The organism is Shewanella sp. SR43-4 (genome assembly GCF_014163845.1).
In the GTDB taxonomy this organism is placed as follows: Bacteria; Pseudomonadota; Gammaproteobacteria; order Enterobacterales; family Shewanellaceae; genus Shewanella; species Shewanella vesiculosa.
On record NZ_JACJEB010000001.1, the window covers coordinates 133,882 to 158,051 of the forward strand.

At 41.3% G+C, this 24,170-nt stretch carries 22 protein-coding genes and 3 tRNA genes; 6 read left to right on the top strand and 19 right to left on the bottom strand.

Annotated elements, in window-relative coordinates; translation table 11 throughout:
- Positions 1–130: 130 nt before the first annotated feature.
- From H5123_RS00600 to orn, 19 genes are all read right to left on the bottom strand, one after another.
- Positions 131–700 (bottom strand): aminodeoxychorismate/anthranilate synthase component II, encoded by a 570-nt coding sequence (locus H5123_RS00600; RefSeq protein WP_182696702.1) that lies wholly within the window; start codon positions 698–700, stop codon positions 131–133.
- Between the two features lie 97 nt (positions 701–797).
- Positions 798–1,265 carry a ClpXP protease specificity-enhancing factor gene (locus H5123_RS00605; protein ID WP_124018318.1) on the bottom strand — a complete coding sequence of 156 codons (468 nt, stop codon included), beginning with the start codon at positions 1,263–1,265 and terminating at the stop codon, positions 798–800.
- Positions 1,265–1,894, bottom strand: a complete 630-nt coding sequence (gene sspA, locus H5123_RS00610) for a stringent starvation protein SspA (protein WP_011638743.1) — start codon at positions 1,892–1,894, stop codon at positions 1,265–1,267. The genes H5123_RS00605 and sspA overlap by 1 nt, the downstream gene beginning before the upstream one ends.
- A 95-nt stretch (positions 1,895–1,989) precedes the next feature.
- Positions 1,990–2,727, bottom strand: coding sequence for a cytochrome c1 (locus H5123_RS00615; protein WP_124018317.1), 738 nt, complete (start codon positions 2,725–2,727; stop codon positions 1,990–1,992).
- A complete protein-coding gene (locus tag H5123_RS00620) occupies positions 2,727–3,941 on the bottom strand; it encodes a cytochrome bc complex cytochrome b subunit (protein WP_124018316.1) in 1,215 nt (404 codons plus the stop codon). The genes H5123_RS00615 and H5123_RS00620 overlap by 1 nt, the downstream gene beginning before the upstream one ends.
- Positions 3,941–4,531 (bottom strand): ubiquinol-cytochrome c reductase iron-sulfur subunit, encoded by a 591-nt coding sequence (gene petA, locus H5123_RS00625; protein WP_124018315.1) that lies wholly within the window; start codon positions 4,529–4,531, stop codon positions 3,941–3,943. The genes H5123_RS00620 and petA overlap by 1 nt, the downstream gene beginning before the upstream one ends.
- Positions 4,532–4,941: 410 nt before the next feature.
- Entirely contained in the window at positions 4,942–5,820 is an 879-nt protein-coding gene (hflC, locus tag H5123_RS00630) for a protease modulator HflC (protein ID WP_124018314.1), read from the bottom strand.
- Positions 5,821–5,822: 2 nt separating this feature from the next.
- Positions 5,823–6,983 carry an FtsH protease activity modulator HflK gene (gene hflK / locus H5123_RS00635; protein ID WP_124018313.1) on the bottom strand — a complete coding sequence of 387 codons (1,161 nt, stop codon included), beginning with the start codon at positions 6,981–6,983 and terminating at the stop codon, positions 5,823–5,825.
- 33 nt (positions 6,984–7,016) lie between these two features.
- Positions 7,017–8,324: a ribosome rescue GTPase HflX gene (gene hflX, locus H5123_RS00640; protein ID WP_124018312.1), complete on the bottom strand. Its 1,308-nt coding sequence runs from the start codon at positions 8,322–8,324 to the stop codon at positions 7,017–7,019.
- A gap of 20 nt (positions 8,325–8,344) precedes the next feature.
- Positions 8,345–8,602 carry an RNA chaperone Hfq gene (gene hfq / locus H5123_RS00645; protein ID WP_124018311.1) on the bottom strand — a complete coding sequence of 86 codons (258 nt, stop codon included), beginning with the start codon at positions 8,600–8,602 and terminating at the stop codon, positions 8,345–8,347.
- 82 nt (positions 8,603–8,684) lie between these two features.
- Positions 8,685–9,611: a tRNA (adenosine(37)-N6)-dimethylallyltransferase MiaA gene (miaA, locus tag H5123_RS00650; RefSeq protein WP_182696703.1), complete on the bottom strand. Its 927-nt coding sequence runs from the start codon at positions 9,609–9,611 to the stop codon at positions 8,685–8,687.
- Position 9,612: 1 nt separating this feature from the next.
- On the bottom strand, positions 9,613–11,493 hold the full coding sequence (mutL, locus tag H5123_RS00655; protein WP_182696704.1) for a DNA mismatch repair endonuclease MutL: 1,881 nt from the start codon (positions 11,491–11,493) through the stop codon (positions 9,613–9,615).
- Position 11,494: 1 nt separating this feature from the next.
- The gene (locus H5123_RS00660; protein ID WP_124018308.1) at positions 11,495–12,820 is read right to left on the bottom strand and encodes an N-acetylmuramoyl-L-alanine amidase; all 1,326 of its coding nucleotides are present in this window, start codon (positions 12,818–12,820) and stop codon (positions 11,495–11,497) included.
- A complete protein-coding gene (gene tsaE / locus H5123_RS00665; RefSeq protein WP_124018307.1) occupies positions 12,810–13,286 on the bottom strand; it encodes a tRNA (adenosine(37)-N6)-threonylcarbamoyltransferase complex ATPase subunit type 1 TsaE in 477 nt (158 codons plus the stop codon). Before tsaE ends, H5123_RS00660 begins: the two co-directional genes overlap by 11 nt.
- 172 nt (positions 13,287–13,458) lie before the next feature.
- On the bottom strand, positions 13,459–13,914 hold the full coding sequence (locus H5123_RS00670) for a hypothetical protein (protein WP_124018306.1): 456 nt from the start codon (positions 13,912–13,914) through the stop codon (positions 13,459–13,461).
- A gap of 682 nt (positions 13,915–14,596) precedes the next feature.
- A tRNA-Gly gene (locus tag H5123_RS00675) sits at positions 14,597–14,672 on the bottom strand.
- 221 nt (positions 14,673–14,893) lie between these two features.
- Positions 14,894–14,969, bottom strand: a tRNA-Gly gene (locus H5123_RS00680).
- A 223-nt stretch (positions 14,970–15,192) separates the two neighbouring features.
- Positions 15,193–15,268 (bottom strand) — tRNA-Gly (locus H5123_RS00685).
- Positions 15,269–15,464: 196 nt separating this feature from the next.
- On the bottom strand, positions 15,465–16,010 hold the full coding sequence (gene orn / locus H5123_RS00690; RefSeq protein ID WP_124018305.1) for an oligoribonuclease: 546 nt from the start codon (positions 16,008–16,010) through the stop codon (positions 15,465–15,467).
- 112 nt (positions 16,011–16,122) lie between these two features.
- Between orn and rsgA the strand changes: the two genes are divergently transcribed.
- The 6 genes from rsgA (at position 16,123) to H5123_RS00720 (ending at position 24,095) form a co-directional block, all read left to right on the top strand.
- Positions 16,123–17,193: a small ribosomal subunit biogenesis GTPase RsgA gene (gene rsgA, locus H5123_RS00695; RefSeq protein WP_124018304.1), complete on the top strand. Its 1,071-nt coding sequence runs from the start codon at positions 16,123–16,125 to the stop codon at positions 17,191–17,193.
- A gap of 63 nt (positions 17,194–17,256) precedes the next feature.
- Positions 17,257–18,123: an archaetidylserine decarboxylase gene (gene asd, locus H5123_RS00700; RefSeq protein WP_124018303.1), complete on the top strand. Its 867-nt coding sequence runs from the start codon at positions 17,257–17,259 to the stop codon at positions 18,121–18,123.
- Between the two features lie 448 nt (positions 18,124–18,571).
- A complete protein-coding gene (locus H5123_RS00705) occupies positions 18,572–21,781 on the top strand; it encodes a mechanosensitive ion channel domain-containing protein (protein ID WP_182696705.1) in 3,210 nt (1,069 codons plus the stop codon).
- A gap of 24 nt (positions 21,782–21,805) precedes the next feature.
- Positions 21,806–22,540 (top strand): glycerophosphodiester phosphodiesterase, encoded by a 735-nt coding sequence (locus H5123_RS00710; protein WP_124018301.1) that lies wholly within the window; start codon positions 21,806–21,808, stop codon positions 22,538–22,540.
- 36 nt (positions 22,541–22,576) lie between these two features.
- Positions 22,577–23,539 (top strand): D-2-hydroxyacid dehydrogenase, encoded by a 963-nt coding sequence (locus H5123_RS00715; RefSeq protein WP_182696706.1) that lies wholly within the window; start codon positions 22,577–22,579, stop codon positions 23,537–23,539.
- 364 nt (positions 23,540–23,903) lie between these two features.
- Positions 23,904–24,095, top strand: coding sequence for a bacterioferritin-associated ferredoxin (locus H5123_RS00720; protein WP_124018299.1), 192 nt, complete (start codon positions 23,904–23,906; stop codon positions 24,093–24,095).
- Positions 24,096–24,170: the final 75 nt, after the last annotated feature.

Consider the following 24,170-nt stretch of genomic DNA (forward strand, 5'->3'; position numbering starts at 1 on the left):
GGTTATCCCTTTTATTATTTTTTAAGCGCTCTTTATAGCATAAATATACGCGAGAATTTAGCCAGATTGGTTGCAGAAGTTGTAACAGAATAAGTGATAATGAACTTAAATAGGTAGCCTTGATTACACTTTATAACTGTAAAAAGTTATTCAGCAATTCATGTCCTTGCTGGGTCAAAATAGACTCAGGATGAAACTGCACACTGTATATACGTAAATCAGCATAGCTCATCGCCATAATTTCACGCCCATGAACAGGGTCATCAAACCATGCGTCCAGCGTAAAATTCTTGGGAACATCATTGATCAACAATGAATGATAACGCGTCACTTGCAAAGGTAATGCTAACTGAGAAAATAATCCCTGTTGATTGTGCTCAATTAAGCTGGTTTTACCGTGCATAACACGCTTTGCACGTACAACATCAACACCAAACACTTGGGCGATGGCTTGGTGGCCGAGACAGACACCTAAAATTGGCAATCTCCCAGCAAAATATTCAATGGCGGCAAGCGAGATCCCTGCTTCGTTTGGAGTACATGGACCAGGAGAAATGATTAAATGAGTGGGCGCTAATGCTTCAATTTGTTCAATGGTGATTTCATCATTACGCTTGACGAGGATCTCTTGTCCAAGCGTTTGGAAATATTGCACTAAGTTGAACGTAAAAGAATCATAATTATCAATCATCAACAACATTTGGGGTTCCATTTGAGCGATAAAAAATGGTGATACTGCAATTTTAGCTTAAAAAAAACCAGCCTTGCGACTGGTTTTATGTCATGGTAACGGATCGTTACTTCACCACAGTTAAATGGTTTTTACGCTTAGCTTTGTCACCAGTAGTAGATTTAGGCGATGGCGGTAATGTCGAAGTATCATCAACAGATTTCATTGATGGTGGCACAGATGACAACTCATCCTGCTCACCTTCGATCATATAAGCATCTTCCATATCAAATACAGTGCCGGCACCGTTTTCACGAGCATAAATGGCCACAATTGAGGCCATTGGTAAATACACATTTTGTGGAACACCACCAAAACGGGCATTAAACTCGACGGAATCATTCGACATGTGAAGATTTGCCACAGCTCCAGTTGCAATATTCAAGACAATTTGACCGTCTTTAACAAATTGCTGTGGAACTTGTGTACCGTTAACAAATGCATCCACGACTACGTGTGGCGTCAAATGGTTATCCATCAACCACTCATAGTAAGCACGCAACAAATATGGACGATTAGCTGTTATTGGTTTCATCACATGCCCATGCGCATTTCGCGCTCAGCCTCAGTTAACGATGCTTTAAATGATTCACGTTCAAAAATACGTGTCATATAAGCACTGATATCTTTCGATGTACGCGGGTCTAAGTGAATACCTAATACCGGTAAGCGCCATAATAATGGGCCTAGGTAGCAATCAGATAAACCAAACTCTTCGCTCATGAAGTATGGCATTTCAGCAAATACTGGCGCTAAAGCGATTAGACTTTCCATTAACTCTTTACGCGCAGCATCAGCTTTTTCACCTTTACGGATACGCTCAACAAGCGCATACCAATCGGTGTCGATTCTGTGCATCATTAAACGGCTTTGGCCGCGAGATACTGGGTATACAGGCATTAGTGGAGGATGAGGAAAACGTTCATCCAAATATTCCATAATAATGCGAGATTCGTACAACACGAGTTCACGATCAACTAAAGTTGGTACCGAGTTGTATGGATTTACTTCAAGTAAATCTTCAGGCATCTCACTTGGGTCTACCTGTAAAACATCAACGGTAACCCCTTTTTCAGCCAATACGATACGTACTTGGTGACTATATAAATCATCGGCACCAGAAAAAAGTGTCATGATAGAGCGTTTGTTGGCAGCAACAGCCATTGATACCCTCCAGAATGTAGAAAAAACAAAACAAACGAGGGGCTAAGCCCCCCGTTTACAATATGCGGATAATGTATATTAACCGTTATTGATGGCTAGTGCACATCTTTCCAGTATTCTTTCTTCAACAAATAAGCAATGATGAAGAAAATAAACAAGAATCCGAGTACCCACCAACCTAAAGCTTCACGCTCTAACTGAACGGGTTCAGCCGAATAGACTAAGAAACCCGTGATATCACGAACTGCTTGGTCGTACTCTTCTGCACTCATTTTGCCACCAGTAGGAGGATTCATGCCGACCAACGTCATAGTTTCAACACCATCAATGACAGTCTTTTCATATTGAGGAGTTGCAACACCTTGTAAGTCTTGTAAAACGTGCGGCATAGCCACTAATGGAAACACGGTATTATTCACACCAAATGGACGCGTTTCATCAGCATAGAAACCTTTTAAGTATGAAAATACCCAATCAGCTCCACGTACACGAGCAACCAAGGTTAAGTCTGGAGGCGGAGCACCAAACCATTTAGCCGCATCAACAGGAGGAATAGCGTTTTCCATTAAATCACCGATTTTAGCATCAGTGAACATGTACTTATTACGCATATCATCGCCACTGATGTCTAAGTCAGTTGCTACACGCTCATAACGTTGGTACTTAGTGCTGTGACAACCTGAACAATATTGCTGGAATAAATCCAGACCACGTTCTAATGACGCTTTGTCATGCAAGTTAACGTTAGCGCTTTCTAAATGAACCTCGTTTCCACCTGCAGCCATAGCGAGAGATGGCAGTAGTGTAACTAATGCAATTAATAACTTTTTCATTAGTGTGTCACCCTCGTAGGAACTTCTTTTGTTTTCTCATTCTTACTGTAAACCCATAGGGCTACGAAGAAACCAAAGTAAGTGAAAGTGAATACACGTGCCGCAATAGTTAGCTCAGGCGTTGCAGGAACCACACCTAAATAGCCAAGAATAATGAACGACACAGTAAATTGTGCGATGTTAATTTTGTGAATCAAACTACGGTAACGGATAGATTTGACTTTACAACGGTCAAGCCAAGGCAGAACAAATAGCACTGCAATCGACAGACCCATAGCAACAACACCGATTAACTTGTCGGGAATTGCACGTAAAATCGCATAGAATGGTGTGAAATACCAAACCGGTGCAATATGCGCAGGAGTCTTCATTGGGTTAGCCGCTTCAAAGTTTGGCTTCTCAAGGAAGTATCCACCACCTTCAGGCATAAAGAACAGCACATAACAGAACACGATTAAGAAGCCTGCTACACCCATAATATCTTTTACAGTGTAATAAGGGTGGAATGGAATACCATCAATAGGCCATCCGTTCTCATCTTTGTTCTTTTTAATTTCAACACCATCAGGGTTGTTCGATCCCACTTCATGTAATGCGATTAGATGTAAGAACACCAACACAACCAATACAAGTGGCAGCGCAATAACGTGTAATGCGAAGAAACGGTTTAGTGTTGCACCGGAAATAACATAGTCACCACGGATCCACAATGTTAGGTCATCACCAATAACAGGAATAGCACCAAACAAAGAGATAATTACCTGTGCGCCCCAATAGGACATTTGTCCCCAAGGCAGTAAGTAACCCATAAATGCTTCAGCCATCAACACTAAAAATATCAACATACCAAACAGCCATAAAAGCTCTCTTGGTTTTTGATAAGAACCGTAAATTAATCCACGGAACATGTGCATATAAATGACAAAGAAGAACGCTGACGCACCTGTAGAGTGCATATAACGTAATAACCAGCCGTATTCAACATCACGCATTATGTATTCAACAGAAGCGAATGCACCTTCTGCTGTTGGTACGTAATTCATGGTTAACCAAATACCAGTCAGTAACTGGTTAACTAAAACTAATAATGCTAATGAGCCAAAGAAATACCAAAAGTTGAAATTCTTTGGTGTGGCATACTGACCCACATGACGGTTATACGTTGCCGTCATTGGGATGCGAGCATCAATCCAATCAATAATATTCTTAACCATTACGCCGCTCCTGTATCTACACCGATGATAACGTTAGCGTCATCGATATATTTGTGCGGTGGAACCACTAGGTTTAATGGTGCAGGAACACCCTGGAATACACGACCAGCCATGTCAAATTTAGAACCATGACAAGGACAGAAGAACCCAGATGTTACACCCTCAACCTGCTCACCGAATGAATCAGGTAGATAAGTTGGTGAACAACCTAAGTGGGTACAGATACCGACTGCTATGAAAAATTCAGGCTTGATAGAACGTGCAGGGTTAGTTGCATATTCTGGTTGCTGCATTTCTTCGGAAGCAGGATCACGTAATTGACTGTCTAATGTTTTAAGATTATTTAGCACAGTTTCTGTACGACGAACGACCCAAACCGGTTTTCCGCGCCATTCGACACGAATTAACTGACCTGGTTCAACTTTACTAATATTTACTTCAACCGGCGCACCTGCAGCTTTCGCTTTGGCGCTCGGATTCCATGACTTGATGAAAGGAACCGCTACAGCGACGGCACCAGCACCACCTACTACGGCGGTTGCAGCTGTCAGGAATCTGCGACGTCCGGTATCGACTGGCGCATTGCTCATCCACTTATCTCCCAGAGGGTGTTGGAATTTTTATATTTCAATACTTTAGCGATCACAAAGGGTGAAGCGCTAAAATCATACTTTGAGGCGGTGCTCATTATAGCGAAAAATTAGAACTAGATCATAGAGAAAACATACATCTAGAGTGAGGATATTAACATTTTTTTCAAAAACGCTTATAAATCAGCCAGATTATAACAATTAGTCGTCCCTTAATTAGTGTTTAAGGAGGTAATAAAGACATTTAAAACAAGCAATTATTAATAAAAAGTAATCAAAAACATAATAAAAAGTCTTCGTTATGATTTATGACCGTTTTTAGAAAAACTGAATTCATACTAATTAGATTAACTTTCAGCCACAAAAAAGCTCGGTAAAGACCGAGCTTTTTGAACTAAATGATATAAATGTTACTTACCGCTAGACGATTTCATGTATTTGAAGAAATCACCTTCAGGCTCTAACACCATAATGTCATTCTTACCGGCAAAACTTGCTTTGTAAGCTTCTAGACTACGTAAAAAGCTATAAAACTCAGCGTCTTTACTGTAGGCATCAGCATAAATTTTTGCCGACAATGCATCACCTTCACCACGAATGGTAAGCGCTTTACGTTCAGCTTCAGCAACCTTTACTGTCACATTGGCATCAATAGTCGCACGGATAATTTCAGCTTGTTCTTTACCTTGTGCACGGTGCTCTTTTGCCACAGCTTGACGTTCAGCACGCATACGTTGATAAATACTAGTACTGACATTAGCAGGTAAGTTAATTTGCTTTACGCGCACATCAACCACTTCAATACCAAGATTCTCAGCACTTTCAGAAGCGTTTTGTAATGCATCGGTTTGCAACTCATCACGCTTACCAGAAACAATCTCCTTGATAGTGCGACGACCAAATTCAGTACGTAAGTCGTTGCTGATTTTGGCTTGTAATAAGCTTTCTGCATTGGCTTTAATACCGCCATTGGTAGAAAGATAGTACTTTTCAAAATCACGAATACGCCACTTAACATAAGAGTCGACCATTAAGTCTTTCTTTTCAGAAGTCACAAAACGATCCGCGGCACCATCCAATGTCTGAATACGAGAATCCAGATATCGAACTTTATCTACCAAAGGAAATTTAAAGTGAAGGCCTGGTGCAAAGACGGTTGTTACGTCATCTTCTTTGAGCACCTTACCGAAACGTGCAACGATGGCACGTTCACCTTCGCTTACCACCATTAAAGAGGAAAAACTCACCCCTAAAATGATGACAAGAATGATCACTGCTAATCTACCCATTGTTAGTTCCTCCCTTGGCGAAGACGATCTTCGCGGCTGAGACGACCATCAGTCGGCATACTAGTAATCGGCGTATCAACACCACTACTAGAAACAGAGTTGATGTGACGTTCTACCTCAGGTTCTACTTGATTACGCTGACTCTTAGAAGAATCCATCAGCTTATCCAAAGGTAAGTACATCAGATTACCGCTACTTTTGGTGTCGACAAGTACTTTATTAGTATCCGCCAACACAGATTGCATTGCATCTATGTATAAACGATTTCGAGTTACATCTGGCGCAGCTTTATACTCAGGTAATAACTTCTCAAATCGAGCGACTTTACCTCTAGCTTCAAGAACTTCACGCTCTTTATAAGCACTAGCTTGTTGTGCCATACGTTCAACTTGTCCACGCGCTTTAGGTTCGATTTCGCGGGCATAAGCTTCAGCTTCACGAATAAAGCGCTGTTCATCTTCCTGAGCTGAAATTGCATCATCAAATGCATCTTTTACTTCTTCTGGAGGACGAGCGGGTAAAAAGTTAACGTCACGAATTTCTAAGCCTAGTTTATATGGCTCAATAATACGCTCTAACTCTGTCCAAGTATCACGACGAATAGCATCACGCCCGGTGGTTAAAATGTCATCCATACGATTGTGACCAATGACATAACGCAATGCACTGTCAGTCGCTTCACGTAAACTCGAGTTGGCATCAACAGCACTGTACAGATATGAATAAGCATCTGATACGCTGTATTGAACCACAAGCTCAACATTCACGATGTTTTCGTCAGATGTCAGCATTCTGCCTGACGCAGGGATCGAACGGAACGTTTCCACGTCAACCATTGTCACCTCATCAATAAAAGTGGCTTTCCAATGTAAACCGGAACTCACTTCACCAATGTGTTGACCAAAACGGAGTAACACACCACGCTCAGCTTCCTTAACTGTATATAAACCAGACAATGCCCAGATAATGACGGCAATAACGGCAAAAACAATCAATAAAGATGAATTAAATGGCTGACCAGAGGCGCCATTGCCCCCCTTGCCACCAAAACGTTTTGATAGGTTACGAAATACTTCGTCAAGATCTGGTGGCCCTTTATCGTTACCACCTTTATTTCCCCAAGGGTCTTTGTTCCCCTTGTTACCGGGCTCATTCCAAGCCATTTAGCACTCCATAATTGGATGAAATAAATGAGATTAACAAGAGATGTCTACTTCTGAATCGTCAAAAATAAATGTCTCTAATTCCCCTTGACTCTGTTTAGCTAATCGGCGCCAATCGGCATCCGATAAACGAACAGATAAAATACAGTTCCCCAGATCGTCATACTCTTTCTGCTGTATTGCATCCAGTCGATAAAACTGGCCAAGATAATGTCCTGCTGATGCAGGTATTTTCAATGTAAGCTCGCAAATAACTTGACCGATTAATTCGGTTATCGCTTTAAGCAGCAAATCAAATCCAATGCGTTTTTGCGCAGAGACCCAAACCCTTTCAGGTTTACCGTCTTCACCGTAATCGATACGAGGCGCGAAATCTTCAAGCAAATCAATTTTATTACACACGACTAATTGCGGGATTTCATCGGCATCGATTTCTTTAAGTACACTTTGTACTTGTTCAAAATTTTCAGCCATATTGTCATCGGCACAATCAACGATATGTAAAAGGATCTCTGCTTGTCGAGTTTCTTGTAATGTGGCTTTAAATGCTGCAACAAGGTCGTGAGGTAAATGACGAATGAAACCAACTGTGTCTGCTAAAATTACCGCACCGTCGGGTAAGGATAATTTACGCAGTGTTGGATCTAATGTTGCAAATAATTGATCTGCAGCATAAACGTCCGACGAAGTTAGCGCATTAAATAATGTCGATTTACCCGCATTGGTATAACCCACCAAAGACACTGTTGCTAAATCACTTCGCTTACGAGCTCGGCGGCTTTGCTCACGTTGTTTATCCACTTTATCAAGTCGACGATTAATGTTCTTAATCCGCCCTCTTAATAAACGTCGGTCTGTTTCAAGCTGGGTCTCACCCGGCCCTCGCATACCAATACCGCCTTTTTGTCGCTCTAAATGAGTCCAACCACGGATAAGGCGCGTCGACATGTGGCGCAATTGCGCTAGCTCCACTTGCAATTTACCTTCATGAGTCCTTGCTCTCTGAGCAAAAATATCAAGAATCAGCGTAGTTCTGTCTAAGACTCGGCACTGGCATACTAATTCAAGATTACGCTCTTGAGCAGGACTCAATGCATGATTAAAAATCACTACATTGGCCTCTGTAGCAGCTACCATTGCGGCTAGTTCTTCAGCTTTACCGGTACCGATAAAAAATTTACGATCTGGCGAGCGTCTACTGCCAGTAATCACTCCAACAGAGCGAGCACCAGCAGATTCAACTAATAGCTGTAACTCAGTGAGATCCTCTCGACGTTCGTCGTCGGAAAAATCTATGTGTACTAATACCGCTGTTTCACCCGCTTCATAACGATCAAACAAAAATTGTATTCCTTTTCAAATTATTCAGCATCGCTTTCTTCACCATGGGCAGTCCCTTGGTGAGCAGTAACATTAAATGGGCGTGCTGGTACGACTGTTGAAATAGCGTGTTTGTAAACCATTTGGCTTACAGTATTTTTCAACAAGATAACAAATTGATCGAATGACTCAACTTGGCCTTGTAATTTAATACCATTCACTAAATAGATAGAGACTGGTACACGCTCACGACGCAATGCGTTCAAAAATGGGTCTTGTAAAGATTGCCCCTTAGCCATTTGAATTTCCTTTTTTATTTTAAAATATGTTGAATTAAGTTTTATTGTTTAGTTTTAGTATTATACAGCAACGGCTAATAAGCTAGCGGCTTTGTCGCATAAGCGTAACTAAATTCCCTTCGACACCACTTTCAAGCCACTGTAATTCCGGCCAACTCCTCAACCATGTTAATTGACGTTTGGCCAATTGCCTAGTGGCTGCGGTAGCTTTTTCGACCATAGTCGCATGATCAAATTCTTTATCAAGGTATTGCCAGCACTGCCTGTAACCTACACAACGCATTGATGGCATGTCTAAATCTAAGTCACCACGCGCTTTTAAGCGTGACACCTCATCGATAAAGCCTTGCTCAAGCATGATATTAAATCGCTTAGCAATTAATTCATGTAATACACTTCGATCGTTAGGTGCAATAGCAAATTGCACTACATCATACGGCAAAGCGACTGATTTAGTTTGAGTCAATTCAGTCATTGTTTTGCCGCTGATCCGATAAACCTCTAATGCACGCGATAATCGTTGTGGATCGTTAGGATGAATTCTTGCTCCAGCAACCGGATCTATTTGACATAATTGTTGGTGTAATACGTCCCAACCGTCTGTTTGCGCTTGCGCCAATATTTGCTGCCGAATACCTTCATCTGCACTGGGTAGAGGAGATAGACCTTCTAACAGTGCTTTAAAGTACATCATGGTGCCACCCACGAGTAAAGGGGTCTTACCGCGACGAATAATGTCTTCGATAGCCAATAGTGCATCACGGCGAAAATCTGCCGCTGAATAACTTTCGCTAGGATCAAGTATATCAATTAACTTGTGCGGAGCCATTTGCAACTCTTTCGCCGTCGGTTTAGCTGAACCGATATCCATGTCACGATAGATAAGCGCTGAATCGACTGAAATAATCTCGCAATTATGTTTTGTTGCCATTTCAATGGCTAATGCCGTCTTGCCTGAGGCTGTAGGCCCCATTAAAAAAATGATTTTCGGCTTATCGACACTGTTCACGTTAATTATTTTTCATCCAATTTTGCCAAGGCAATACGTGCTCTTGGTCATAACAAGTTTGTTTCGTTTCATCGTCAAGTGCACAAAATTGCTGCCATAAGACTTGTACTGGCTCAAATTGCGATAAACTTTGTTGTGCAAGCCAACCCACAATAGCATTATCTGAAGGCTGCTCTATTTGTATCCATTGCAATAATTCAGGTATCACAACAGCAAGTTGGCTTTCCCTCAAATATGGGGGCACTTTTTTAATAATCAACTGCTGAAAGCGAATTGTTAATTCAATACCCATCTTACGCAGTAATTGATCACGCTTGGCTAAGGTTTCTGGCCAATCTAAATCTGCAGCTACTGATACTGGCATTAATAGCGGTTGTGACACTAAGCCATTAGCGAGTTTGATTTCAATTTGCTGCTTTCTCACTGCCAATTGCACCTTTTTTATAGGCAACAATGACAACTTATCATCTTTGCATATCACCCAATACTCACCCGCTAACAATGGGGGGATGGCCAACTCAGTCGCGACTTCATTAACATATGATATCGCGCTATTCATCGGGGTATGCAATAACTGTCCATAGCTAGCAATGGCAGATTTGGTCTGGGCAGCAGTTAATGGGCTAGCAGGCTTTTTATCATAACTAGGCTTAATTGCAGCTGAATACCCCCCAGATAAACTATTATTCTTTCCCGGAACATGCATTGAGCCGAACGCGCTAACACTATTAATCGCTTTAGTGGAGTCACGGTTAAGTGAAAATACGTCTTCAATGCTAGCGACGCTATTGGCATCATCCATCACAGTTGGATCTTGGGGCACCATTGCACAATTATCATGTTTATCTAGTGAATTAGATTCAGGTTCATGCTCAGATAAGGCTAACGCAGGCATTTGCACTAATGCCGATTGCACCGCTTGTAATATAAAATCATGCACATAGCGAGATTGATGAAAACGCACTTCATGCTTGGCTGGGTGCACGTTCACATCAACCTGGTGTGGATCAAGTGATAACATCAACACATATCCAGGTTGATGCTCAATACCGTACTCAGCAAAAGCTTGTTTAACAGCATGATTAACCAGTCGGTCTCTAATTAATCGTCCATTGACATAAAAGAAATTCGTCTCGGTGATGACTGTATCTTGTGGTGACTGTAAATAACCATTTAGAGATAAGCCTTCATGTTCACAAGCAATGCTTAAAGCTTGCTCCGCAAACGCTCGGCCACAAATTTGTGCTAAACGTTGCTGCGTTTGAATCTCGGTATTTGCAGGACGATAATGACGCACTAACTTACCATTGTGGGTCAGGGTAAAATGAATATCGCGGCGCACAATGGCAATCCGCTTTAACCACTCATCAATATGAGTGAATTCGGTTTTATCACTTTTTAAGAAGCGTCTTCTGGCGGGCGTATTAAAAAACAAGTCGACTACTTCAATGGTCGAGCCTTGTGGATGTGCAGCAGGGGTCACTTTGACATCCATTTGCGAGCCTTCAGCGTAGGCCTGCCAAGCTTCAGACTGTTCAACTGTTTTTGAGGTTAATGTTAGCCGTGACACTGAGCTAATACTGGCTAGCGCCTCACCACGAAAACCGAAGCTTAAAATAGCTTCGAGATCATCGAGCGTATGAACTTTTGATGTTGCATGACGCGACAGTGCTAATGCCAACTCATCCCTAGGAATACCCGCACCGTTATCGCGGATACGAATCAGCTTACTTCCGCCTTTATCGATATCAATATCAACTCTAGTCGCGCCGGCATCAAGACTGTTTTCAACCAGTTCTTTCACCACTGATGCAGGTCGCTCAACCACCTCGCCTGCTGCGATTTGGTTTGCAAGTTGTGGCGGTAACAGTTGAATAGCCATATTAAGCCCTTGGTATTACGAGTTTTTGACCAATACGTACTACATCACTCTTTAAATTATTGGCTTGCTTGATACTGCTTACAGAAACACTGTAACGCTGCGCAATAATTGATAACGACTCGCCACGCTTTACACTGTGTTTAACGTTTGACGTCTTGGCCATCAAAGAGTCAGCGGGCGGATTACCTTCAAAATAACGCAGCACACCTTTATAAATGGCATTAGCCAGCTTTTCTTGATGATTACCGTTAGACAACAACCGTTCTTCACCTGGGTTAGAGATAAAGCCAGTTTCAACTAAAATAGAGGGAATATCTGGTGATTTAAGTACAGCAAAACTGGCCGATTCTGGATTTCTTTTGTGAAGGTGAGTAATCGTATCTAAGTCACGAAGAATATCACCAGCTATAGAATGACTTATCGCCATCGAACTGTTCATCGACATATCGAGTAATGTCATGGCTAAATATTGTTCACTATCGGTATTTTGAATGATCTCGCCTGCACCACCTAACAACTCTGAGTGTTTCTCTTTTTGCTCTAACCAGCGACCAATTTCACTATTAGCTCTGCGCATTGATAACACCCAAACAGACGCGCCACTTGGCTGCGGTGAAGTGAAGGCATCAGCATGAATCGATATCAATAAATCAGCTTTACTGTTTCGTGCCAGTTCAGAGCGTTTATTCAAGTTAACAAAATAATCGCCAGTACGCGTCATCACCGCTCGCATGCCTGGAGTTGCATCCACTTTACGCGCCAAACGCTTGGCAATTTCAAGCACTACCCGTTTTTCATGCATGCCAGAAGGTCCAATAGACCCTGGATCTTCGCCGCCGTGGCCCGCATCAATGGCAACCACAATGTCTCGCGATGACTGATTAGCAGAGCGGCTAACGGTTTGACCTGTAGAGGATCCACCGTCAACATTTTCTAAGTCGACTACCAGACGGTTGCCATAAGGAGCTGTCGGAGGCAAAGTAAACAAACTGGACTTTACCGGTTTAGTTAAATCCATAACCAAACGCAATATGCCTTTTTTAGGCGGTGAGCTAAAACGTATCTTTTTGATAATTTTGCTGTTATTCGCTATTTTATCTAAATTAACTTTAGCGCCAGTATCCTGAATATCAACCACCAAACGATCTGGCCCCGTTAAGGTAAAACTGTCGTATTTAGGAGCTTGAGTTAAATCAAACACCACTCGAGTCGATTCTGGAGCAGCCCAAATACGCACGCTATCAAGTTGATTGGCTGCCCAAACTAAATTAGGCAAAAACAACAGCGTGATGATAATAGGAATAAAAAAAGTTTTTTTAAAAGTCATTATTATTTATATTAATTTTATTTAAAATTGCCTGCCCTGCAGGGGATATGGCTTGTAATTCAACCTGTCTTTGAGATTCTTTATAACGTAAATGCAAATGGATGTCAGCCTTAGGAAGTAATCCATGACCATTATCAGGCCATTCAACTAGACACACACTTCTGTCAGTGAAGTAATCACGGATCCCCATATACTCGAGCTCCTCTGGATCAGCTAATCGATACAGATCAAAATGATACACATCCATATCGTTAAATTCATAAGGCTCAACCAAGGTATAAGTCGGACTTTTCACCGCGCCTTGATGACCCAAACTTTGGATAATACCTCGACTAAACGTTGTTTTACCCGCGCCTAAGTCACCAGTAAGATAAATCGTTAATGGTGGCACAATCCACTGCGCAATTTGTTGCCCAAGAGCGACAGTAGCTTGTTCATTTTCAAGGGTTTTAAGCAGCGATGTCATGGGTAAAGTCAGCTTCCATAAAAAAGAGTTACAAGAATGCTAAATATAACAGAAGTTATAGGGGAACTCCCACAGTTATGGTGGTTATTTTTTGTTAATAAAAAAAGCCAGCTACTGGGAATAGCTGGCAAACTAACACTTCAGGAAGTTATGTCAAAATTTAATATGTCGTTTAGATATCATCCATACGAATTGTGCTGTGAACTAAACGTTTTTGTTGAGTTTGCGCCACTCTGACCAAATCCATTAATGCACTCTTAATTTCATCAGTAGGACTACTCATCGCTGTTTTTTCTAGCAGCGCGATTAAGCGATTTTCTAAATCAAGATGCAGCTCGAGTACTTGGTCTTCTTGCATATTGGCGGCTAATGAGGTTTCAAGACAACGTTTGCTAAAATCTTCGAAAGTAATGTCTTTATACCAAGTATTTAAGATTCTTGAAGGCGCATCTTCTATGTAACTTTCAAGTGTTTCGTATATATGTCTCTCATGCTGTTGGAAATAAGTTAGCATCATTTTTACTCTAGAGGAGTCTGCGTTTCGATCTAAACGCTTATATAATTTCTCCATATCGAGATGGCAATTAGCAACATAATCAAGTAGCTCACTCAGTTGTTGGATCCGCATAACACTCACCTCGTTTAAAGCCCTAACTTCTTAGGAAAATCTATCTTGAGTTGATTATCAGAGATAACACCAGTAAATGATTTGAACCAGATCATGTTTTACTTCAACAATATGCTCTTACTTTAGAGATCCATGAAGAAGTGAGTACTAGATCACTTGTTTGTTGATTGCAAAAACAATTTGCTCAAAGGTAGATGATGCAAATTTATTAAAATGACAACATTCGGGATGAGTTAGATTGCAGTGGTGAGCATAAGAAAATGTGAATTTAGCTTTGGTAAGCCTTATGCAAAAGTAAACACTTCACCAGTTTTGGAATAAACAAAATTTGGAGTGACTTTTTCTTTATAAACTAAGAAAGGTTCGAACAGATGACCTATACCTTGGCAAGGTATCGCATTTGCTAAAAATAGGATTTTTAATAGACGAAGTGATTTAGAGCGACTTTTTCTTTATAAACAAAGAGAGGTTCGAACAGATGACCGATACCTTAACAAGGTATCGCATTTTCTGAAAACGCAACTGAGTCTAGTGTTGTAATAGTAATTAATTGGATTTTTAACAGAGGAAGTGATTTTGAGTGACTTTTCTTTATAAACAAAGAGGGGTTCGAACCGATGACCTATACCTTGGCAAGGTATCGCATGTTCTAAAAATACGAATTTTAACAGACTAAGTGATTTGGAGCGACATATCGGGTTCGAACCGATGACCTATACCTTGGCAAGGTATCGCTCTACCAACTGAGCTAATGTCGCATACTGTTTGCTTCATTATAAAGTTAGCAAGGTATCGTCTTTCAACCTATGCCAACTACCTAATGTCGCATTTCAAATCATGTATAATTTACAGCGACCTTTCTTTGAAAATAAAGATAGGTTTTAACCGATGACCTATACCTTGGAGCAAGATGGTTATCGACTCTTGCGATTAACTCAACTGAGCTAATGTCGCATTTCAAAAATTTCATCTAGAAATTTGGAGCGACATATCGGGTTCGAACCGATGACCTATACCTTGGCAAGGTATCGCTCTACCAACTGAGCTAATGTCGCGTACTGTTTGCTTCATTATAAAGTTAGCAAGGTATCGTCTTTCAACCTATGCCAACTGAGCTAATGTCGCATTTCAAATCATCTAGAAATTTGGAGCGGCCTTTCTTTATAAATAAAGAGAGGTTCGAACCGATGACCTATACCTTGGAACAAGATGGGTATCGACTCTTGCGATTAACTCAACTGAGCTAATGTCGCATTTCAAAAATTGTATCTAGAAATTTGGAGCGACATATCGGGTTCGAACCGATGACCTATACCTTGGCAAGGTATCGCTCTACCAACTGAGCTAATGTCGCGTACTATTTGCTTCATTATAAAGTTAGCAAGGTATCGTCTTTCAACCTATGCCAACTCAACTAATGTCGCATACTTTCAAATTTCATGACAACTTCCTATGCCTCAGAGTTTGGCGCTCTGTAGAAAGTTGAGGCCGCATTATAGGTAAATTTTACTATGCTGCAACCCCCTTTTTGAAAAAAATTGTTCAATTGCTTAAATTTTAAATACTTCACTGCGATAAAACTGCATTTCGGCAATAGACTCTTTGATATCTTCTAATGCTTGGTGAGTATTTTTCTTGCTAAAGCCATTCATTGTTTCAGGGCTCCAACGACGAACCAACTCTTTGATGGTGCTCACATCAATGTTGCGATAATGAAAATACTCTTCAAGCTCTAACATGTATTTATTCAAAAAGCGGCGATCTTGACCAATGCTATTGCCACACATTGGTGATGCGCCTTTAGGCACGTACTGAGATAAAAAATCAATCGTTTGTGTTATCGCATCTTGTTCAGAACATTTACTGGCACGAACACGCTCAATTAATCCTGACTCTCCATGATGTTTTTGGTTCCAATCGTCCATCCCAGCTAACACATCATCTGTCTGATAAATGGCTAGAACAGGGCCTTGAGCAATGATATTGAGGTCTTGGTCAGTCACTAAAGTTGCAATTTCAATGACTCGATCAACAGCGGGTTCTAAGCCTGTCATTTCCAAATCAACCCAAATTAGATTATTCGCATCAACAGCCATTTATGCCGCCTTATATTATCTGTAGCCTAAATTCAGGCATTTTTATAAAAGAGTGTGTATCATACTGTTTTTTTGATACACAAAAAAACACCTATTTAATGAAGATAAGCCTGTGAGTAAAAAGAAACCCCTAAGTCAGGGCCAATTACGCCGAATGCGCGCCAATCAGACTAAACGATTAAAGCGTAATGACGATAATAGTCAACATGCCGAATTACAGGATAATTTGTTAGGTCCTGAACAAGCCGGTGTGGTGATTTCTCGTTTCGGTCAGCATGCCGATATTGAAACTACAGATGGCATGGTCTCGCGCTGTAATATTCGCCGAGCAGTGACCAGTTTAGTCACTGGTGATAAGGTCGTGGTAAGACTCGCGACTGAAGTTCAATCGGGCTCCAGTATTGGTGGTATTGTCGTCGCCGTTCACCCGCGAAAATCCTCTTTAACTCGACCAGATTTATACGATGGCGTCAAAATTATTGCCGCTAACATCGATCAAATCTTAATTGTGTCTTCAGTTTTACCTAGCTTTACCACCCAAATTATTGATCGATATCTAGTGGCTTCAGAAGACACAGATATTACGCCGATCATCATTCTCAATAAAATTGATTTATTGGATGACACTAATCGTGATGAAATCGAAACGGCATTAACGCGTTACCAAAATATTGGTTATCAAGTTTTCCGTGTCAGTAGTCACACTGGTGAGGGCGTTGAAGACCTCAAAGCATTACTCAATGACAGCGTCAGTGTTTTTGCCGGTCAGTCTGGTGTTGGCAAATCATCTTTGATCAATGCATTAATGCCAGAAGCTGAACTATTAATTGGAGATGTATCCGATAACTCAGGTTTAGGCCAACATACCACCACGACCGCAAAGTTACTCCATTTTGTTAGCGGTGGGGATTTAATCGATTCACCCGGTATACGTGAATTTGCCTTATGGCATTTAGACGCTATCAGGGTCGGTTGGTGCTTTATTGAATTTAGAGAATTTTTAGGTACCTGCAAGTTCCGTGATTGTAAACATGGTGACGACCCAGGATGTGCTTTACAACAAGCACTAGCTGATGGAAAAATAACTCAAGACCGCTTTAGCAATTATCAGCGTATTATTGCCAGTTTAGATGAACAACGTCATGCGCGACACTTTCGTGCAATTGATGAATTAGACTCCTAGAGTCAGTAACCTTTAGGAATACTATTCCTAGTTCAACCTGCTTAGAAAAAAAAGGGAAACACATTGGACTCAATTAAAATTGCCTTGCAATACATGTTGCCAAAACACTTTCTGTCGCGCTTAGTTGGTAAGTTTGCTGCTGCTGAAGCTGGAATGATTACCACGGCAGGGATCAAATGGTTTATCAAACAATATAAAATTGATATGTCTGAAGCACAGCAACCTGAGCCCGAAGCCTACAAAACCTTTAATGCATTTTTTACCCGAGCATTAAAACCTGAACTCAGACCGATAAACCAAGACAACAGCGTTATGGCACATCCGGTTGATGGAGCTGTGAGTCAATGTGGCCCAATTGAAGCTGGCAATATTTTTCAAGCCAAAGGGCACACTTATACCTCTGAAGCATTGTTAGGTGGTGATAAATCTGATGCGGCACGTTTTGACGGTGGCGATTTTGCAACCATTTATCTGGCGCCCAAAGATTACCATCGCATCCACATGCCTATCACTGGCACATTATCAAAAATGACTTACGTGCCAGGCGACTTATTTTCGGTTAACCCACTGACTGCGCAAAATGTACCCGGATTGTTTGCTCGCAATGAGCGCGTAGTTGCCATCTTTGAAACCGAAGCCGGTCCACTTGCAATGGTATTAGTCGGTGCAACAATTGTTGCTAGTATTGAAACGATATGGTCGGGTACTGTGACACCACCAGGTGGCAAACAAGTGTTTAGCTGGGATTATCCCACTACAGGTCCAGAAGCGGTTACGTTAGAAAAGGGCGCTGAAATGGGTCGCTTTAAATTAGGCAGTACTGTGGTGATGTTATTTGCACAAGACGCCATCGAAACATTTGCCGATGGGGTCGAGCCAGGTGAAACCACGCGTATGGGCCAACCGTTTGCTAAACTGACTCAAGCATAATCAATATAATTACCAGGATACTGACTCCAGTATCCTGGTGTTATCGCTACATCAAGCCGTACTGTTTTTAAGCAGTACGGCTTTATTTTATTGCCTCTCTCCATTTTCTTTTTACCTTGTGGGGTTGCAGAAATACCTCGCATAATCACCATTAACCACTAGTTAAATAATGATGAAAAGACGATTACAGCACACTTGAGATGCCTGAGCCTAATCAAATAGCAAAGCATAGTTGCTTATATTGGCCACTGACGTATTCCCTTTTATACTTAGCTCATCATGGCAATCATCATTGCACGGCTCATCAATCAATAAACATCATACCGCTTGCGGGTGAATAATTATTGTGGAATCAACTTTGCTTGAAACGATCTAAAGTCATCAAAAATATAGATTATAATCATTCAAATTTGCTACCATGTCCTGACTCCAATCTGGGCAAAGTATTATGTTACGTTTAGCGTGTTTATTCCTGTGTTTCCTTATAGTTAATACACTGTCAGATTCTGTATTTGCTAGCACTCCCCTAACCCTTGATAAACGATTGGGGCTAAATAGCCAAGCCGAAAATCAGCCACTTGATATACCATCGCAAATTGCCGAACTGCAAAGCAGTATTGAAAAACTGCAAATAGAACAGCAAACTTATACCAATATCGAACGCTCTAACAGTGAAACTAAGCTCTCATTGACAGGACAACTTCGTGAAGCACAAATCCCATTAAGCCTTGATGATGATATCGATCTGGATCAGCAGGCTTCAATGGCTTATTTCAATTTATCAGAATTAAAAGAGACTGAGTCGAGCCTCAATGAGCAATTACGAACTATTTCACAACGTCAAAGACAACTACCTGATTTAATTGTTCAAGCAGAAAATGCCTTAACTCAGCACAATAAAACCCAACAAGTACCGATTGAGACACCTTTAGGCCAACGGAACAAGCTTCAAACCGAACTGCTCACTCAGCATATTGCGACCTTACAGGCGGAACGATTAGCGAGTCCGAAACAACTCGAGATTACCCAGCTTCAACAGCAGCTCAACCGCTTGTTATTAAGCCAACAAGAAAGCTTTATTGAGCTTATCAACAAACACAATATTGAATCTCGTCAGCAAAAAACCGCTGATACTATAGCCAATAACTTAGTTGATGCCCAAGAGCTAGCCGATCCTTTATCTCAAGAGCTGAGTAGATCAAACCAACAATATGCTGAACAATTACAAACGCTCACCAGTAATATTAAATCAGCAATAGAGAAGCAACAGCGGGTTGAGAAACGCTATCAGTCTCAAAATGCACAGCTTTCAAACGTACTAGAACAAATTACTTGGGTAAAAACCAACTCGGCATTTGGCGACCGTTTTTTGCAAATGCTGCAATCATTACCTAAACCGCCCAACCTAGACAAACTGCAAACAGAATTAGCTGATGCACGGCTGGAGCGCTATCAATTAGAGCAACATCAAGCATTAAACAGTCAACAACTTGATGACAGTGAAATGTTTAATGAAACCCAGATAAAACTCTTACAGTCACAGCAAGTACTCATAGATCAACTATTACAAAGTTATGATCAATATTTAGCTGAGTTTGCCAAGTTACGTATTGGTTATGAGCAGCTAAACCAACTGCATAACACATTAAAAAACACCCTTAATGAACATTTATTTTGGGTACCTAATGCCCCCAGCATTGGTCCATTATGGCTCATCGATTTAAGTCACAGTAGTGTATGGTTACTGCAACCTAGCCAGTGGCAAGCGTTACAACAATCATGGTCTGAAAACAGCAATTATTGGGCTTGGTGGGGCATTTTATTATTATGCTGCTTGATGGCACATGACATGCTTACCCCTAAGTTTAATACCGCAATTAGTCGCTATGCGGTATTTGTTGGTAACGTGACGCAAGATAAATTTAAATACACCATCAAAACCCTCATCATCAGCTTAGTGTATGCCTTAATAAAGCCTTTACCGGTTATTGTGGCCGGTTTTATTTTCTCCCGTTCTGAGCAAAACATGGTTCATGCCGTGGGAGTCGGTATTTTAGCTATTGGTGTCAGTTATCTGATTTATCAATTCTTTTTCTTATTAACGGTAGAAAAAGGTATTTTAATCAGCCACTTCAGACGGCCGAAAAAAATAATCAAACAAGCGCAGCAAACCTTGGCTTCATTTGTGATCATTTCCGCACCCTTAATTGGCTTAATGGGCTTCACTGAAGCATTAGATACTTCATTAGTACGTAACAGTCTTGGCCGTGGGGCGTTTATCGTTTTCTGTGTTGTGCTGTTTCTCCTGTACAAAGATGTCATGTTATTGATTGGCCAATATCGCCAAAATAAGCCTAGCGCGACGAATATGGCGATCATTCAAAAAGCCCTATGGGCCATCTTGATTGTTACGCCTATTTTTAGCGCCATCTTGGCTGCGGTCGGCTACTACTTCACGGCTTTCCAGCTTCTGTTACAACTGCAAATATCAGTATTATTAGGCTTAGGCTTTTTACTAACTTACCAGCTTATTAAACGCTGGATGCTGATTGAGCGCCGTTTAATCGCATTCGATCGCGCTAAAGCCAAACGTGCAGAGCGACTTGCGCAACGTGAAAGAGGCGAGTTGCAAAACAATGAGCCAATAGAAACCTATGAAGAACCAATTGTTGATTTAGAAACCATCTCCAGTCAGTCGCTCGGCTTAGTGCGATCGATTTTATTTTTAGCCTTTTTTGCCAGTTTATTGGGTATTTTGTCGCAGACTCATACCGCAGTATTCTCATTTTTAGATGGCATCACCTTATGGACCACCAACAGCAATGTGAATGGTATTGAGCAGCAAGTACCAATCACATTAAAATCAATTTCATTCGGCATTATGTTAGTGGGCTTCTCGGTGGTGATTGCTAAAAACCTCCCAGGATTAATGGAACTGACGTTATTGCAAAGATTAGATTTATCGCCAGGTACCGGCTTTGCCATTACCACTGTGAGCAGTTATTTGGTGGTATTTTTTGGCATACTGTTTGGCTTTTCAACTCTTGGAATGGAGTGGTCTAAATTACAGTGGCTAGTTGCCGCATTATCAGTGGGTTTAGGTTTTGGCCTGCAAGAAATTTTTGCTAACTTTATTTCTGGTTTGATCATCCTATTTGAAAAACCCATTCGAATTGGCGATACCGTCACGATCCGCGACCTATCTGGAACGGTCAGTAAAATTCAAATCCGAGCCACCACGATTGTCGACTGGGATCACAAAGAAATTATTGTGCCCAACAAAGCCTTTATTACTGAACAACTGGTTAACTGGTCGCTATCCAACCCGATAACTCGCGTCATCGTCACGGTATCGGTATCTCGTGATGCCGACCCAACCAAAGTGGAAATGCTACTGCATCAAGCGGTTCGAGAATGTGAATTATCGCTAACCATGCCAGAACCAGAAGTATGGTTTGCCGGTTTTGGTCAGCACACTCAAGATTACGAAATTCGCTCTTATGCTAAAGACATGTCGGCTCGGTGGCCGCTACGCCATAGCCTGCATAAACTGATTAATAAAAAGCTCAAAGAAAACAATGTTGAACTTGCCTACCCACAAATGGAAGTTCATATTAATCATACCCCTAAAGAATCTACTGGATTATACAAAGGCTAAGCTAGCTATTGATTAAGGAGTGCTATGCTCGTTTTTGCTCACCGCGGCGCTAGCGGTTATGAACCTGAAAACACCTTAGTTGCGATGGATAAAGCACTCGACTTGGGTGCCAAAGCCATTGAATTAGATGTGCATTGCGTTGAGGGAGAATTAGTCGTGTTCCATGATCGCCGCTTAGAAGGCAAATCAACCGGAACTGGGCTGATCCACTTAACAACAAAAGCAGCACTGGCTCAGTTTACCGTTAGCGGGCAAGCTATTCCCACCCTATGGCAAGTTCTCGAACGAGTCAGCGTTAAAAGCAATGGCTTGTGCAGTGTTAACATCGAATTAAAAGGTGTTGGCTGCGTACAGCCCTTTATTGCCTTATATCCGCAACTCCTTAAACAGTTGAAGTATGCTCCAGAGCAGCTATTAATCTCATCATTTAATCACCCGTATTTAGCGGCGATAAAACACGCCTTTCCACACGCGATTATCGCGCCATTACTCGGCGGGATCCCGCTCGACTTGGCGAAAATAATGACCACTCTCAATGCCTATTCGATCAACCTAGATCTAAGTTTTGTTAGTCAAGCCATTGTTGATGATGCCCACCAGCGTGGTGGCAAAGTGTTTGTTTATACCGTAGATAATCCAAATGATATTCAAGCGTTAAAAGCCATGGGAGTAGATGGTGTTTTCAGTAACTACCCAGACAAAGCCATTGCAGCAACCATGATGCCGATAACAATGGATTACACAGGATGGTTTGAGTAAGTAAGCTGTTCTTTAATGCATGCTAACGGGGGGAATGTGGCACATAAACTATTATTGCTCACCAGAGAGAATGATCAATATCGGCAATTGCTGGCACAACAATCATTATTCGATCTAGAGATTGTCGAAGACATAACAGATCGCATTGGTGATCGCCCAGACAACAGTATTTCAGATAACATTCATCAGGCAGATATTTGGTTAGCTGAACCTCATTTAGCGGCTGCTATGCTGCCGCATGCAACTAAACTTAAATGGATACAATCTACTTTTGCAGGTGTCGATGCCTTGATGAAGTCTTCGTTACCACATGATTATTTACTTACTAATATTCGCGGTGTATTTGGCCCATTAATGAGTGAATATGTTTTTGGTTACCTATTAAGCCATTATCGACAGCACGCCCAATATACTCAACAGCAACATCTGCAACTTTGGCAGCCAGGTCAATACCGCACTTTACAAGGATTACAACTGCTGATACTTGGTACAGGTTCTATCGCTCAACACCTTGCTCGAACCGCTCATCATTTCGGTATGATTGTCAGCGGCCTCAATCGCCAAGGCGCGCTCGTTAATGACTTTGATCGTATCGATACCATAGATAAATTAGCAGATTACATACCTGCCGCTGATGTGATTGTGAGTGTATTGCCCAATACCCCACACACCACACATGTATTAAATGCTGCTAATCTGTGCTTATTAAAAGCAGATGCCATGCTGTTTAATATTGGCCGAGGCAACGCAATTGATTTGGCAGCGTTGCAAACTGAGTTAACACTATGCCCTCAGCGACGCGCGATTGTCGATGTATTCGAGCAAGAGCCTTTACCAGCTAATCATCCCCTGTGGCATTGCGATAACGTCACCATTACACCGCATATTGCTGCACCAAGCTTTCCTCAACAAGTGGTACAAATATTCACCGAAAATTATTGTCTTTGGCAGCAATCTAAACCATTACAATATATCGTCGACGCTAATCAAGGCTATTAAAAATAGCCGAGTTATCATGATTTGATCTTTGCTCTGTGAGTCAAAGATCAAATCATCATTCCAGTTCGACTAAGTAACTTAAATTCCCGCCACTTGATCGCACTTAATAATGACATTAATACACCTTGAGCAACAATCATCAAAACCCTAGATAATTGATTTAATTAATATTCAAGCATATTTTTCTCATGCCATCTCAATATCTCATCACAGCGTGCCATTTTGATAAAAAAGTGAAGCAGATCAAACTGTATTAAAAATAATCATTCTTTGTAAAAAAAGTTATTGCCAATGATAACTGTTTTCATTTAGAATTAGATTACTTTCTTAGCCCTGGTCCATTTTGAATGAAGAGGCTTTCTCTATGTACGTTTGTCTTTGTCATGCCATTACAGATACTCAAATTAAAGCTGCCGTTAGCTTAGGTGACAGTTCACTGGCTGACGTAAAGAAACGTCTTGGCGTTGCAGACCAATGTGGCAAATGTGCCCGTATGGCAACTCAAATTATTCAGACTCAACTAGAGTACGAACCTAATTTTTATGAAGTGGCCTAATCCCCCGTCCACTTTTGTATAAAAAAATGCTGCTCATATGAGCAGCATTTTTTTTATGCTTAAACGGGGTAATTT